The sequence below is a fragment of the Halobacillus andaensis genome, assembly GCF_014636475.1.
Lineage (GTDB): Bacteria > Bacillota > Bacilli > Bacillales > Halobacillaceae > Halobacillus_A > Halobacillus_A andaensis.
In genome coordinates, this window is sequence record NZ_BMEL01000001.1 from 725,375 (window position 1) to 741,119 (window position 15,745).

At 41.6% G+C, this 15,745-nt stretch carries 14 protein-coding genes; 2 read left to right on the plus strand and 12 right to left on the minus strand.

Features of this window, described 5'->3' with window-relative positions; translation table 11 throughout:
* The first annotated feature begins 347 nt into the window (after positions 1-347).
* A complete protein-coding gene (locus IEV27_RS03775; protein ID WP_188376114.1) occupies positions 348-1,616 on the plus strand; it encodes an NCS2 family permease in 1,269 nt (422 codons plus the stop codon).
* Between the two features lie 372 nt (positions 1,617-1,988).
* Here the strand turns inward: IEV27_RS03775 and fakA are convergent, their stop codons facing one another.
* Positions 1,989-3,653: a DAK2 domain-containing protein gene (fakA, locus tag IEV27_RS03780; RefSeq protein ID WP_188376115.1), complete on the minus strand. Its 1,665-nt coding sequence runs from the start codon at positions 3,651-3,653 to the stop codon at positions 1,989-1,991.
* 33 nt (positions 3,654-3,686) lie between these two features.
* Complete coding sequence (locus IEV27_RS03785; protein WP_188376116.1) at positions 3,687-4,049, minus strand: Asp23/Gls24 family envelope stress response protein; 363 nt, start codon at positions 4,047-4,049, stop codon at positions 3,687-3,689.
* 232 nt (positions 4,050-4,281) lie between these two features.
* On the opposite strand from IEV27_RS03785, the gene rpmB reads away from it, so the two are divergent.
* Positions 4,282-4,470, plus strand: coding sequence for a 50S ribosomal protein L28 (gene rpmB, locus IEV27_RS03790; protein ID WP_188376117.1), 189 nt, complete (start codon positions 4,282-4,284; stop codon positions 4,468-4,470).
* A gap of 42 nt (positions 4,471-4,512) precedes the next feature.
* Here the strand turns inward: rpmB and spoVM are convergent, their stop codons facing one another.
* From spoVM to coaBC, 10 genes are all read right to left on the minus strand, one after another.
* Positions 4,513-4,593, minus strand: coding sequence for a stage V sporulation protein SpoVM (spoVM, locus tag IEV27_RS03795; RefSeq protein WP_101843841.1), 81 nt, complete (start codon positions 4,591-4,593; stop codon positions 4,513-4,515).
* Positions 4,594-4,640: 47 nt separating this feature from the next.
* Complete coding sequence (locus IEV27_RS03800; RefSeq protein ID WP_188376118.1) at positions 4,641-5,291, minus strand: thiamine diphosphokinase; 651 nt, start codon at positions 5,289-5,291, stop codon at positions 4,641-4,643.
* Between the two features lie 75 nt (positions 5,292-5,366).
* Positions 5,367-6,008 (minus strand): ribulose-phosphate 3-epimerase, encoded by a 642-nt coding sequence (rpe, locus tag IEV27_RS03805; protein ID WP_188376119.1) that lies wholly within the window; start codon positions 6,006-6,008, stop codon positions 5,367-5,369.
* 3 nt (positions 6,009-6,011) lie between these two features.
* Positions 6,012-6,893 carry a ribosome small subunit-dependent GTPase A gene (gene rsgA, locus IEV27_RS03810; protein WP_188376120.1) on the minus strand — a complete coding sequence of 294 codons (882 nt, stop codon included), beginning with the start codon at positions 6,891-6,893 and terminating at the stop codon, positions 6,012-6,014.
* A gap of 12 nt (positions 6,894-6,905) precedes the next feature.
* Positions 6,906-8,909: a Stk1 family PASTA domain-containing Ser/Thr kinase gene (gene pknB, locus IEV27_RS03815; protein WP_188376121.1), complete on the minus strand. Its 2,004-nt coding sequence runs from the start codon at positions 8,907-8,909 to the stop codon at positions 6,906-6,908.
* On the minus strand, positions 8,909-9,667 hold the full coding sequence (locus IEV27_RS03820) for a Stp1/IreP family PP2C-type Ser/Thr phosphatase (protein ID WP_188376122.1): 759 nt from the start codon (positions 9,665-9,667) through the stop codon (positions 8,909-8,911). Before IEV27_RS03820 ends, pknB begins: the two co-directional genes overlap by 1 nt.
* Positions 9,668-9,741: 74 nt before the next feature.
* Positions 9,742-11,094, minus strand: a complete 1,353-nt coding sequence (gene rsmB / locus IEV27_RS03825; RefSeq protein WP_188376123.1) for a 16S rRNA (cytosine(967)-C(5))-methyltransferase RsmB — start codon at positions 11,092-11,094, stop codon at positions 9,742-9,744.
* On the minus strand, positions 11,087-12,034 hold the full coding sequence (gene fmt / locus IEV27_RS03830) for a methionyl-tRNA formyltransferase (RefSeq protein WP_188376124.1): 948 nt from the start codon (positions 12,032-12,034) through the stop codon (positions 11,087-11,089). Before fmt ends, rsmB begins: the two co-directional genes overlap by 8 nt.
* Before the next feature lie 18 nt (positions 12,035-12,052).
* Entirely contained in the window at positions 12,053-14,464 is a 2,412-nt protein-coding gene (gene priA / locus IEV27_RS03835; protein ID WP_188376125.1) for a primosomal protein N', read from the minus strand.
* Positions 14,461-15,666, minus strand: a complete 1,206-nt coding sequence (gene coaBC / locus IEV27_RS03840) for a bifunctional phosphopantothenoylcysteine decarboxylase/phosphopantothenate--cysteine ligase CoaBC (protein WP_188376126.1) — start codon at positions 15,664-15,666, stop codon at positions 14,461-14,463. The genes priA and coaBC overlap by 4 nt, the downstream gene beginning before the upstream one ends.
* Positions 15,667-15,745 lie beyond the last annotated feature (79 nt).

A 15,745-nucleotide genomic window follows, 5' to 3' on the forward strand; every position in this document is an offset into this window, starting at 1 on the left:
ATTTTACCATATTTCTTTGAATTTATATTGAAATTGTTAACCATTCGGATAAAATTCTGCGCGTGAAAACTGGTAACTTTAACCCTGGGAGAAGGCGGAGGGAAATGGTGAGACTCCTATGGGAGGAACGTACAAGGTGAGATCAGCGAGGGCAAAGCCCGAGGAAGCTCACCGTACGCCCATGGAAAGCGATCCATTTCACTTCGCCTTTTGCTGTATTTTTAAAGATGAATAGCCACAGAAAGAGTTTTCTCTATTGATTATATTTAATGAAGGGGGTAGAATAGAATCTTGTGGGTTATGAGATAACCGGGTGGGAGAGGGATAATTTCATAGAGGAGAATACGATGCTCAATCAGCATAATTCTCAACACAGCCTGCGCAAGGATTTAGTCGCTGGGATTATTGGATATTTCACTACGGTTTATATCGTAGCGGTAAATAGTCAAATCCTCCAGGACGCCGGCCTTCCTTTAGAAAACGGAATGCTAGCAACCATTCTTGCCAGTGCTGTCGGCTGTTTGATCATGGCCATTTACGCGAATGCACCTATGGTCTTAATCCCAGGTATGGGGGTTAACGCCCTTTTCGCCTATTCGATTATTGAAGGAAAAGGGATGGAATTTCAAGAAGGATTAGCCGTAGTAATTTTTGCCTCTTTGATCTTTTTGATTACCGCCTATACTCCATTAGGAGATTGGTTAAAGCACGCAATTCCTGACGCCTTAAAGCATGCGATTACAGTAGGGCTCGGAATGTTTTTAACCTTAATAGGTTTAGAAAAAGGTGGTCTTGTCGTCAAAGGAGAGCATTCACTTATTACGTTAGGCGATCCATCATCCGCTATGGTGATCACTAGTCTTCTCACCTTATTTCTTGCTGTTTTCTTATTTGCCAAAAATGTACCAGGTAACTTTTTAATCACGATGGTGGTTGGCACAATAATTGCCCATTTCACCGGGTTATTGAATGGACCCGGTAAAGGCATCTCAGCAGGTGAACAAGAGTGGGTGTTTATTCCTTCTTTTGGAGCCGTTACTGAATTTGGGTTTTGGATGGCTGTCTTTCCACTAGCCATCGTGCTCATTTTTGAAAACATGGGTCTCATTCACGGTCAACTTGCCATGCTGAACCAGGGAGACAAGTTCAAAAAATCTTATCGTGCGTCAGCATTTTCAGCGCTAACATGTGGTTTTTTCGGAACCTCACCTACTGTATCTTCAGCAGAAAGTGCAGCCGTTATTGCTTCAGAAGGTAAAACAGGAAGAGCTAGCTTAATGATGGCCGTCTTATTTTTGGCTACCATTTTCGTAACCCCATGGATCTCCATGGTTCCTTCGACAGCGATCAGCCCGATCCTTATTATCGTAGGGGCTCTGATGGTGCAAAACATTAAAGAAATTCCATTAGATCACCTATCAGATGCAATGCCGGCATTCTTGATAATCGTGATGATTCCTTTCACCTATTCAATTGCTGATGGAATGGCTTTTGGTTTTATCGCCTATCCAATTGTTAAGTTCGCCTTAGGGAAGCAAAGAGAGCTATCAGCTCCAGTCGTATTAATTGCCATGGTCTTTCTCGTTGAATTTATCATCCGCTCCATCGGACACTAGAAATGTGGAGGCGAGTGGTTAGGAGCTTTGCCTTTGCATAAAAAAACATGACCTTCTTAAGAAGGGTCTTCAGCTTGTGGAGAAACCCCTTGTTTTTCCGCAAGCTTTTTTCTTGCCGCCAGGAGCGAAGGCCCGTTGAGGTCACTGAAAAACTAAAAGTCCATGAAAGGTAGAATTTTAAAAAGCGGGTTGTGGGGAAATTAATTTCCCCACAACCCGCTTTTCTTCTAACGTTTAAGAGATTTGCGCCTTCTCTTCCTTCATAAGTTTAACGATTCGTTTCACTTAGCTGTGAAATAGACATCGCACATTGTAACATACGGACGGGTTTTTCGATTGATCTCTATGAGCGTTCGGTGGTGACGCCTGTTTTTATTCTACAGCAAAGATATAGGAGTAAATTGGCTGACCGCCATGATGGATTTCCACCTCAAGATCTTCGAATTGCTCTTCTATATAAGCTTCTAGCTGGTCAAGATCTTCCTGTGTAACCTCTTCTCCGCTAATAATCGTAACAATTTCATCCTCATCTTCATCAATCATCTCTTCTAACAGCTTTCTAGCCGTTTCAAATTGATCTTGTTGAGTCGCTTTAATGTCACCTTCTAAAATACCCATGAAATGACCTTTTTCAATTGTCATTCCATCAATCTGAGTGTCACGGACGGCGTAAGTTACCTGACCGCTTTTCACTTGTTTCATCAAAGCAGACATTTCTTCCTGGTTAGAAGTTAAATCCGCTTCTGGATTGAAACCAAGAAGGGCACTCATTCCTTGAGGGATTGTTTTGGAAGGTACAACCAACGCATCAACTTCCGCTAATTCAGCGGCTTGTTCCGCTGCCATTGTAATATTCTTATTATTAGGAAGGATCAGCACCTGCTTAGCATGTACTTGTTCTATAGCATCCGATATGTCTTTTGTGCTGGGATTCATGGTTTGTCCACCTTGAATGACCACATTAGCTCCAAGACTTTCAAACAATTTCTTAATGCCATCGCCCATAGCTACAGTCACAATGCCGTATTCAGCCAGCTCTTTTGGCTTAGAAGTTTTCTTATCCCCAACAATAGATGTATGCTGTTCACGCATATTTTCAATCTTCATGTTAATTAAGCTGCCGTAACGCTGGCCTAACGTCATCGTGTCTCCTGGATACTCAGCATGAATATGAACTTTAATAAGTTCTTCATCTGAAACCACCAGCAGTGAATCTCCGTGACGACTTAACTCTTCACGAAATTGTTCTTCATCATAAGGATTTTCTTGTAACTTTTCCTCCTCAAATTTAACCATGAACTCTGTGCAATAGCCGAATTCAATGTCTTCTGTGTTCATAAAGTCTTGAGCTGATTTATGGTGTTCCGCGTTTACCATTTCATCCATTGATACGGAAGATGAAGTCATTTCAGGCATCTCTTCCCCCTTTAAATTGGCAAGAAAACCTTCATAAATGGTTAAGAGCCCCTGGCCTCCACTATCAACTACGCCTACTTCTTTAAGTACAGGTAATAAATCCGGCGTTCTCTGAAGGGAGTCATACGCAGCTTTTGTTACACCTTCCATAAAAGCAACGACATCTTCTTCTTGCTCTGCTAGTTTCTCAGCAGCTTCTCCTGATTCGCGAGCTACCGTTAAGATCGTTCCTTCTACAGGTTTCATAACAGCTTTATACGCCGTTTTCACTCCACTTTGAAAAGCTTCTGCTAAATCCTTTGTTGTTAGCGCTTCCTTTTGTTCACACGCCTTAGAAAATCCTCGGAACAATTGGGAGAGTATAACTCCTGAGTTACCACGCGCTCCCATTAGAAGCCCTTTAGCAAGAGCTTGTCCAACTACTCCTGCGTGGTTTTCACTGATTTTCTTCACTTCTTCTGCACCAGACGTCATTGATAAATTCATATTTGTACCGGTATCACCATCTGGGACAGGAAATACGTTCAAGGCATCAATCATTTGAGAATTGGCTTTTAAATGTTGAGAACCTTGTAATACCATCTCAGCTAGCTTTGTACCGTTTATCTCTCGTACCGTCACACTATTTTCCTCCTTTGACTACACCAGAGGCTCTTATTCGTTTGTTACTCTTACACCTTGAATATAGATGTTTACTGAGTTAACAGATAAGCCTACATTTTTGTTTAGCGCGTATTTCACTTGTGATTGAACGTTATGAGCTACTTCAGAAATCTTCGTTCCGTAGCTTACAATAATATACATATCAATGTGAACGTGGTCTTCAGCCTGTCTCACCACGACACCTTTTGAAAAATTTTCACGTCGCAGCATCTCGGCTAAACCGTCACGAAGCTGATTTTTAGATGCCATCCCTACGATGCCATAGCACTCAACAGCAGCTCCTCCGGCAATAGTGGAAATTACATCATTACTTATCGTAATATGACCATAATTATTATGAAGATCAATAGACATAGGAATCCTCCTTTAAAATCGTCACCTTCGTGGACTTATTATAACACACAATGATAATAGCTTACGCTGTGTGATCTATCGACACATTGACTCCTATTATACTTTGTAACAATTCATGTGATCTGTCAAGAGAAAATTCTTGATATTATTATCCCCTGTTTATTGCAATTGATAGCTCTGTATGGTACATTAATTAAGTATTTTAAGATGTATGTAACAGGAGGGATTCTACATGTCACGTAAATGTGTCGTATCAGGTCGTCGCACGAGCACTGGTAACAACCGTTCCCACGCGATGAACGCTAATAAACGTAAATTTAAAGCTAACGTGCAAAAAGTACGTATTCTAGTGGATGGTAAGCCTAAGAAAGTTTATGTATCTGCTCGTGATCTAAAATCAGGTAAAGTTCAACGCGTATAATCAAACGTCAAAAAAAGCACCCTCCTCTGGGTGCTTTTTTTGTTAATCTTTTTTAAATGTTCCAATGACAGCCCGTACCATTCCTCCGAGAAAACGTGGGAGTTTAATCGTATAAAATTTCATGAGCGTCCTCCTCAACATATAAAGCTATGAGTGCCATAATACCTCTATTAAATGATATCTTTACTTCTTATTACTAACAGTATGCCTTGACTAAAAGAAAAAGTACCTTCTTCTTCAATCAAATGATTAGAGATACATAGGGTAGACCCATAGGGTAAATGGGCATCTTCTAAAGGATAATAAAAGCCGTACAGATTCAAATTCCAAATGTCCAATGTAATTGGTACGAAAGAGAGGTAGGGATAGTCTTCATTTCTTCCTATTGTATGCGAACCCTGGCCAAACAATTCCATCTGGTTTTGCAGATCATGAATTTGGGCCCTTATCCCGGAATTCCATAAGGGGTATAACGTTTGAATGTTAATGAGCGTATGATCCATTCTCCCGCCCGTCACCCCAAAAAAAAGAATATGTCTCGCTTCTTGCTCCTGAGCATAGAGAATCGCTAGTTCCAGATCGGTTTCATTTTTTTCGTTCGGATAGACCATGAGTTCATGAGCTTCTTTTTTTATAGTTTCCATTGAAGAAGCACTTACGGAATCGAAATCCCCTATGGCTGCCGATAAAGGTAATCCATACTCTACGATGACCTCCGCACCTTGATCAGCTCCAATCCAAATAATATCTTCATTTTTATACGTCGATAAATTGGGGATGTATTCTTTAGGTCCGCCCCCGACAATCGCATACCTTGTCATAAAAACCCTCCTTACCTGGGAAATTCAAAAAAGAGGCTCAGAAATAGTCTGCCTATTTGAGCCCCTTTTGTACATTTATCTAATTGCTTCAATTGCTTTTCTACGGTCTTTTTGGTTAAAAATAGCACTTCCCGCAACAAGGACATCGGCTCCTGCATTCGTGCAATCAACCGCCGTTTTTTCGTTGACACCGCCGTCTACTTCTATTTCAAAGGTGTAATCATACTCTTTTCTCCAAGCAGCGATTTGCTCGATTTTGTTTAGTACTTCAGGAATAAATGCTTGGCCTCCGAATCCTGGGTTTACCGTCATCAATAAAACCAAATCTACCTCTTGTAGTATAGGACGGATAGCTTCTGCAGGAGTAGCCGGATTAATGACCACCCCTGCCTTTACTCCAAAGCTCTTAATCAATTGAATGGTTCTGTGCAGGTGTGGGCATGTTTCCTGGTGTACAGTAAGGATATCGGCTCCCGCTTTTGCAAATTCTTCAATATACTGATCTGGATTTTCAATCATGAGATGTACATCCAGGGGCAGAGAAGTATGCGGGCGAATGCTATCTACAATCAATGGTCCAATTGTTATATTCGGTACAAAGTGCCCGTCCATAACGTCTACGTGAATATAGTCTGCGCCACCTTCTTCCACGTCTTTAATTTCATTGGCAAGATGCGCGAAATCAGATGCTAATATTGATGGTGCAATCTTTGTCATCCCTTAATACCTCGGCTTTCTATTTTTAATTTCTTCTACGAACTGTAAGTAATGATTATAACGATGGCCTGCTATACTTCGATTCTCAACTCCAGCTTTCACTGCACATTTAGGTTCCTTCACATGCAGACAGCCTCGAAATTTACAATCATCTTGAACGGCAACAAACTCTGGAAAACATTCACCGAGTTCCTCAAGCTGCAGATCTCCAAAGTCGAGTGAGCTGAATCCCGGAGTGTCGGCGACAAGACCTCCGGCTATATTGTAGAGCTCTACGTGTCTCGTCGTATGCTTTCCTCTTCCTAGACTTTCAGATATTTCATCTGTTTCTATATCTAATGTTGGGTCTAAGAAATTAAGCAGTGACGATTTGCCAACCCCGGATTGGCCGGCAATCACGGTCGTCTTATTGGCTAATTGGCGTTCTATTTCATTTAATTTCTCTTGATCATGCATGGAAGACAGCAATACAGGATAACCAATCGTTTCATATATTCGTTGATACTCCATTATCGAAGGAAGTTTCTCCTCTTCTGTTTGATCCATTTTTGAAATGACAATGACAGGTTGAAGCCTTTTCGATTCGACGAGTACGAGAAAACGGTCAAGCAGTAATGGATTAAAATCTGGGTTTACCGTAGATGTCACGATTAGTGCCTGATCTACATTGGCAATAGGAGGCCTGACTAATTCATTTTCTCGTTTTTCAATGGATAAAATATAACCTTCTTTTAATGTTTCGGCTTGAAATTCAACGATGTCGCCTACAAGAGGAGTAATTTTCTTTTTTCTAAATACCCCGCGGCCTCTGCACTGGTAGACAATACCTTCGTGCAGCACATAGTAAAATCCGCTTAAAGCTTTTATAATCTTGCCTGTAGCCATTCATTCACCTACTTAATAAGGAACATTTTCTTCTTCAATTACTTCATCTTCTCTCACCACTTTGTAGGTGGCCTCGTTTTCAGGTGGGATTGTCAAATTGATTTCTATCGTTGTATCTTCTGTGATCATTTCCTCACTATATACTTCTGATATTCGATTGTTCATATCATCCACGTAAACGAGAACTTGCTGTTCCTCTTGTTCAGATTCTTCATCAAACGGAACATTGACCTCAATCGTTTCATCGCGTGGCTGCTCTTCCTCAGGACCTAATGAAACGACAAGGTTTACGGTAGACCCTTCACTCACTTCACTTAATGATTCAGGATCTTGTCGTATAACTTCTCCTTCAGGAACTTCATCTGAATATTCTTCTGATACCGAAGCTTCCAGTCCATTGTCACTTAAATAGCTTCGAGCCTCTTCCTCTGTTTGACCTTCCAGCGGTCTTAATGTCATCGTTGGCGGCCCAGTACTTACTTGAAAGATAACCCTTGTCTCATCGATGATCACTTCTTCTTGTGGCTGAGGTTGAATTTGCTCGATAATTTCTCCTGCAGGTCGATCATCTGATGTCTGTTCAATGGCCAGCACGCTTGAATAGCCTGCCTCCTCAAGTTCCTCTTTAACACGCTCATAAGGCTGTCCAACGTAGTCTTCAAATCGCACACGTTCTTTCCCTTTAGAAGAATATACCGTTACGCGTGATTCTTCTTTTACTACTGAGCCCGCTTCTGGATCGGTTCGTATAACCAGCCCTTCATTCACGTCATCTGAAAAGACAGCCTGACGCTGAACTTCTAAGTTTAAGTCAGAGATTTCACTGTAGGCCTCTTCATATTCCATACCTTCAACATTGATCATTTCTACATCATCAGGCTCAAGCAAAGCAGGAATGATTAATAACGCTGCAATGCCCAATGATAATAGAACAAAAAAGATGATCGTCAGCCACAATAACCACCTTTTCTTTTTCTTCGGCTTTTTTGGCTTTTTTGCTTTCTTCTTGTTATTAATAGCTGCTTCTTTTTTCGTTTCCTCTAAGGCTTTCACGTCAAATTGCTGCGTCGCATCATGAACGATTGTTGCATCCTCATCTTGATCCCCGAAGCTAGCGTCTGTAATAACTGGAATGGCTTTTGTTTTTTCTTCATCTTCTTCATTTGGGATCTTAAACTCCTCTTCGTTTGACCGATGAGGCTCTAAAGCTGTATCTAAGTCTTGTTCCATTTCAAGCACAGAATCGTAACGATAAAAAGGATCTTTCGTCGTCGCTTTTAATACGACGTTTTCTACGCTTTGCGGCAGGTCAGGGGTCCATCTTTTTAATGAAGGTGTGTCATGCTGTAAGTGTTTCAACGCAATGGATACAGGGGACTGGCCGGAAAAGGGCAGCCTGCCTGTTAAAAGCTCAAACATGACAATCCCTAAGGAATAAATGTCCGACTTTTTCGTTGCCATTCCACCGCGAGCTTGTTCCGGTGATAAATAGTGAACAGAACCTAATACCGAGTTGGTTTGCGTTAATGCCGTTGCACTCAACGCCATGGCAATACCGAAATCGGTTACTTTTACATGGCCATAATGATCAATTAAAATGTTTTGAGGTTTAATATCCCTGTGGACAATTTCATTATCATGAGCATGGGCGATTGCCGATGTTACTTGCCTCATAATATCGATGGCCTCTGACGTGTCAATGGGGCTCTTCTGTTGTATATATTGCTTGAGTGTCATTCCATCGACATATTCCATGGCCATGAAATAGATGTCCTCTTCTTCCCCAACATCATAGATATTTACAATATTAGGGTGGGATAAACTCGTGGCCGATTGAGCTTCTCGGTGAAACCTTGCTATAAATTCTTCGTCGTTTCCATATTCTAAACGTAACACTTTAATCGCGACTTCACGATCTAGAATGGTATCATGGGCAAGGTAAACATTGGCCATCCCTCCTCCGCCGATCATTTCATTTACTTGGTAACGATCGTTGAGGAGACGATTATTCAACATCAATCAACACCCTCTTTCATCGAGGTGTTACTATGATGAACCACGGCCAGCGTAATATTATCTTCGCCTCCACGTTCATTAGCTAAATCGATGAAGGACTGACAAAATTCTTCCCATTCTCCGTTAAACTCTGCTAATTTACTTAATTCAGTCTCATACACTTTATTTGTTAATCCATCCGAACATAAGAGCAATCGGTCGTCTTCTTCAAATTCTAACGTCATAATATCAGGAGATATATTTTCGTCCGTTCCAAGCGCTTTCAGTAAAACATTTTTTCTCGGGTGGGTCTCGGCTTGCTCTTCAGAAATTTGTCCTGAGCGAACGAGCTCATTCACCAGGGAATGATCCTCAGTCACTCGTTTAAAACCATCAAAGTTGGCCAAATAGACACGACTATCACCGATATGACCGATTGTCGTGAATTGCTCGCTACATAAAGCGACGACCACAGTCGTTCCCATTCCTCTGCATTCTTCATGCTCCCTGGAATGACTTAAAATTTTACGGTTTACTTCGAAAATCGCATCAAGCATCCAATATTCAGCATCTTCCGGATGTTTAATGAGTTCCGTATTTTCCCATTTTTTATGTAATGCGGAAACAGCCAACTGACTAGCAACATCACCAGCCCGGTGGCCTCCCATCCCGTCAGCTACGACGGCGAGCAGTTGACCATTTTCATGATAAAAAACGCCTCCTGCATCTTCATTATGATTACGAACTTTTCCTTGGTCTGATAAAAAGCTACCCCTCATGGTCTTCACCTCATCTCTTCCAAAAACGCTCAAAAGCGCATAATGTTCATTCATTTTCCTAAAAAGGAATGGTCTTATTTTGCACGTTTCACCATTCGTGTTAAAAAGAAGCCGTCTGTGTCCCATTGGTGTGGAAATAGCTGTAACCCATACTCACTAAGGCCCATCGAATCGCGTAAAAATTCGGGAAGGTCTTCGTTAAATGCTGGGTCGACCTCAAAATCCTTATTTTGTTCAAGAAACTGCTTGATGGCTTCCTCATTTTCATGCTGATCAATTGTGCACGTGCTATATAGAAATTTACCCCCATCTTTAAGCAGCAGAGCAAGACTGCTCAGCAGGTCGTCCTGAATGCGGCGAAGGTCGTAAATATCTTGTTCTTTCTTATGATACTTAATATCAGGTTTGCCTCGCAACACTCCCAGACCTGAACAAGGTGCGTCTAATAAAATACGATCGAACGACTCCGTTTGATGGATTTCTTCAAGTTTACGGGAATCGGCTTGTGCAGCTTGAATGGAATTCAGCTGAAGCAATTTAGCTTTTTCATCAACTAACTTAGCTTTTTTCTTATGCAAATCGTAAGCGATTACTTTTCCTTTATCTTCTAACTTTTCAGCTATATGAGTCGTTTTTCCTCCGGGTGCACTACAAGCATCAAGTACTAATAATCCAGGTGTTAAATCCATCATTTCAGCAACGAGCATTGAGCTTTGATCTTGTACAGTAACCTGGCCTTTAGTAAACAATGGATCGGATAAAATATTACCTTCTGTAATCAAAAAACCTTGAGATGAGAATGGACTTATTTCAGTCTTTATTCCCCTGGATTTCAATTCCGTCATTGCTGCCTCTCTGGATATTCTAAGGGGCTGGGCTCTTACAGACATAGGTAGATGTTTAAGGTTTTGAAAACAAATTCCTTTTGTAACTTCGATCCCATACTGTTTCACCCAACGATCAACGAGCCACTTCGGATGACTCGTCTCTACCGACAATTTTTCAACTGGATCCTCAATAGACTCAATACTTTGGACGCCATTACGCTGGACGTTTCGTAAGATGCCGTTCACTAAGCTTGAAATCCCTTTATGGCCTTTTTTTTTAGAAATCTCTACAGCCTCGTGGATTACAGCGTGGTCAGGAACTCTCTCTAAATAACGCATTTGGTAAACAGACATGTAGAGCAGCCATTTCACCCAAGGTTTGAGCTTTTTCTGCTTTTTAAGGTAGGGTTGGATTTCATATTCAATCTTCATTTTGTTTTGGAGCGTTCCATATACGATTTCCGTTAAAAGCGCTCCGTCTTTAGCACTCAAGTGACGCTTACTCATTTCTTGATCAAGTAAGACATGACTATATCCGCCTTGCTCACCGACTCGCGTTAGTAGTTCTAATGCTGATTCCCTTAGTTGATACTTAGTCATTTTGCTCCCCCAGTCGATCGCCAATCTGCATGGACTGACCGGAGCCATTTAAAAAAGCTTGGCCATCCATTCTTTTTTTCCCTGAAGGTTGAAGATCAGTAACTTTAATCGCTTTACGATCACCTGTCGCTACGAGCATACCATCTTGATGAAATTCAACTACCGTTCCAGGCTTCTGATCAAAGGTTCCATCAACTTTTTCGCCCCACCATAGCTTTAATGGTTTTCCATTCCAATATGTAAAAGCCACGGGCCAAGGATGCATGCCGCGGATGTGATCGTAAATGGATTGCTGATCATTGGACCAATCGATCTTCTCCTGTTCACGTTTAATATTTGACGCAAAAGTAGCTTGATCATCGTCTTGCTTTTGAGGGGTGAGATCTCCAGCTAATAATGGAGGCAGCGTCTCGATTAATAAGTCTGATCCAGCTTTTGATAATTTATCATGTAGTGTACCTACATGGTCATGATCCTCAATTGGAACCTTCACTTGAGTTAAAATATCGCCAGCATCCAGCTTTTTCACCATATACATAATCGTTACCCCTGTCTCTTTTTTCCCTTGAATAATGGAATAATGGATAGGGGCACCTCCACGCAGTTCAGGTAAAAGCGATGCATGAACATTGATACATCCATGAGGAGGTGCTTGCAAGAGTTCTTCAGGTAAAATTTGACCAAATGCAGCTGTAACGATTAAATCGGGTTCAAACTGTAAAACCTGCTCATATTCTTCTTTAATTTTGTTAGGCTGTACTACTGGTATTCCAAGTCTTGTTGCCGCTTGCTTAACAGGAGGAGGAGTCAACGTTTTCTTTCTGCCTTTTGGTCGGTCTGGCTGTGTTACGACTAATACTACTTCATAGTTGTGCTCGACTAATTGCTCAAGCACGGGAACAGCGAAATCTGGTGTGCCCATAAATGCGATTCGTGTCATGTTGTATGAACTCCTTCCTTACATTAACTGATACGGTTGAAAATCTACGCTAATTTGCAAACCGTTCTCTTCTTTAAGTTCGTCTTCATAATAGTGCAAGATGCGCTGAATTAACTTGCGCTGCTCTGGCTCATCTTTATATTTTACCATGCATTGGTATCGATATCTATTGTTGATACGAGTCAGTGCTGACGGGGTAGGGCCAAGAACATCTGCCTCTTCCGATAATTTATTCCTCATGTAGACTACAATTTTTTGTGTGACTTCTTGTACTTTTAGTTGATTAGGATGTGAAATAGTGAAAAGCGTTAAATAATAGTAAGGCGGATAACGAAAAGCTTTCCTCAGCTTCATTTCCTCGTTAAAAAACTGTTCATAATCATATTGACTCGCCAATTGAATACTATAATGATCCGGGCTATACGTTTGGACGACGACCTCTCCAGCCAGTTTATGACGACCTGCCCGGCCACTCACCTGTGTTAAGAGTTGAAAGGTTTTTTCAGCTGCTCGAAAATCTGGCAAGTTAAGTAGTGCATCGGCTGCAAGAATACCAACCAACGTAACATTGGCGAAATCAAGACCTTTAGCAATCATTTGTGTCCCTAAAAGAATATCCGCTTTTTTATCGCCAAAGTCGTTTAAAATCCGCTCATGGGCTCCTTTTCTCCGGGTCGTATCTACATCCATTCGAAGAACTCGCGCTTCAGGGATCAGTTCCTGAAGGACTTCTTCTACTTTTTGTGTCCCTGTACCAAAATAACGGATCGTTTTACTTTCACATTCAGGACACTGATGAGGCATGGGTTCTTCATAAGAGCAGTAATGACATTTTAACCGTTCCTGCCGGCGATGATACGTCAACGCGATATCGCAATGAGGACATTCTTTTACATGCCCACAGTCTCGACACATTACAAAGGTCGCATACCCTCTACGATTTAAAAACAGAACAGATTGCTCACCACGCTCAATTCGTTCCCTTAACTTATCAAGCAATGCACGAGAAAACATGGAGCGATTGCCTTGATGCAGTTCGTCTCTCATGTCAACTAATTCAGTATCAGGCATGGTGGCATTATTCATCCGCTTCGTCAACGTAAGCATTTTGTAATTCCCCTTGGCGGCTCGCGCATACGTTTCTAATGCCGGAGTCGCACTGCCCAACACGACAGGAGAAGCATGAATTTTTCCTCTTTCAACAGCAACGTCCCTTGCATGATACCTTGTTCGATCTTCTTGCTTATAACTTGATTCATGCTCTTCGTCTATGATAATTATGCCTATATTCGTAAAAGGTGCGAATATAGCTGATCTTGCTCCTACCACCACTTGAACTTCATTCCTCTGTATTTTACGCCATTCATCATACTTTTCACCAGCTGACAATCCACTGTGGAGAACTGCGACTTTGGAGCCGAATCTTCCCTTAAACCGCTCGACCATCTGAGGAGTCAAAGCAATCTCAGGTACCAGCATAATTGCCTCTTTCCCTTGATCTAACACCTTCTGAATCGATTGCAAGTAGATCTCTGTCTTCCCGCTCCCTGTTACACCATGTAACAGAAATACGTCGTGAGTTTCACTTTCCAGTGTATGTAGAATAGGTGTGATCGCCTCACGTTGTTCATCAGTTAATGGAAATGGCTGTGTTCGCTCAAATTCTCGATGCGAAAACGGATCCCTCATTACTTCTTGCTTATATTCTTTGATTACTCCTTGATTTAGTAAAGGTTTTAAAGAAGAAGAAGATGATGATGTGGCACTTAGAAGTTGTTTCTTAGGAACAGGCTCTTGGTGATCGATAAAATACTGCACAATTTCTCTTTGTTTCTTTGCCTGCTTCGAGAGATCAACTAACGTTTCTTCCAGCTGCATTGGTTCCATTAAAGGTTCGACTACGGTCGTCGTTTTCGTCGTTTCACGGCTTTTCACTTCATAATGAATGTCCACCCATCCATCTTCTACGTATTGCCGCAGCTGATGATAACTAACATTTGATTCTTCAAATTCTTTGTATTCAATCACTCCGCGCCCTGCAAATATATTTTCTAATTCTTCAGGAAGTTCTTCCTCGGTCAGACGCCATAACTCTTTACGATAAGAAGCTTTCATTACTTGCGGCAGCATAACCTGTAAGCAGGATATATAAAAGCTTAACGTTTGCTGGGAAAGCCATTTTCCAATTTTCAGCAGTTCAGGCGTCAGAGCAGGAGCAATATCCAGTACATCTTCAATCTGCCTTACTTTCGCAAATTCACTATATTCTGCAAGCGAAATAACATAACCAAGGACCTTACGCGGACCAAAGGGCACAATGATCCTTACCCCTGGTTGAACAACAGATTCGAATTTTTCAGGAATCCCATAGTCGAATAATCGATTCGTGTTTTGAGAGGGGACATCTACAATAACTTTAGCAATACTCACGTGGCCTCACCCGAAACGGTTTCAGCTGCTTCTGTTAATATTCTTTGTGCAAGTTGATCTTTTGACATTAAAGGGAGAACTAGACGTTTCCCTTCTTTTGTTAAATAAATCGAAGAATTCGTATCATGAGCAAAGCCTGTACCCTCAGCTGAAACGTTATTCATGACAATGGCATCTAAGTTCTTTTTGCGTAACTTTTGTTCACCGTAATATTCAACATCATTGGTTTCCGCTGCAAAACCAATTAAATATTGCTTCGTTTTTCTCTCTCCTAAAGTCATAAGGATATCTTTTGTACGCTCCATTTCAACCGCGTAGTCTCCTGTAGACTTTTTCATTTTATGTTCATATTTATTTTTCGGACGATAGTCAGCTACCGCTGCGGATTTAATAACAATGTCGTGATGTGAAAATTCAGTGGTGACTGCTTCATACATCTCCTCTGCCGTCGTCACATCAATTCTTTTCACACGAGGAGGAGTATCTAAAGTAACTGGGCCTGCTACTAACGTAACCTCCGCTCCCATAAGAGAGGCTTGTCTAGCTAGAGCGAACCCCATTTTACCTGTGGAGGGATTGGTGAAGTAACGGACAGGGTCAATTTTTTCCTGTGTGGGTCCCGCAGTGATGAGCACTTTTTTTCCTTTCAATAAGGAAGAGCGGTTTTGTTCTTCTTCCAATAATCGAACGATGGTTTCTGGATCTTCCAGTCTTCCTTTTCCTACATAACCACATGCTAAATACCCTTCCCCAGGTTCTATGAATTTAAAGCCCCATGCGTCAAGCTGCTTCAAATTTTTCATGACGGAAGGATGACTGTACATATGGACGTTCATTGCAGGTGCAATATACACCGGTGCCTCTGTGGCCAGCAGCGTAGTAGACAGCATGTCGTCAGCTATTCCATTAGCCAGCTTTCCTAGGGTGTTCGCTGTTGCAGGTGCGATTAAGAAAAGGTCTGCCCAATCAGCCACATCAATGTGCTGAATTTGTGTGGGATCCTGCTCTATAAAAGTATCGGAATAGACAGGCTGACGTGATAATGCTTGAAATGTAGTTGGTGCAACAAATTTTTTTGCGTTCTCTGTCATGACCACTCGAACGTTTGCTCCAGCTTGGACTAATTTACTTGTTAGTGCAGCTGCTTTATATGCGGCAATGCCCCCTGAAACGCCTAAAACGATTTTTTTATTTGTAAGCATAGGAACCTACCCTTTCCTCAACAATTAATAACGAAAAGCCGCGCCTTATCAACTAAGTTAGCGCGGCTTTGATGAATCT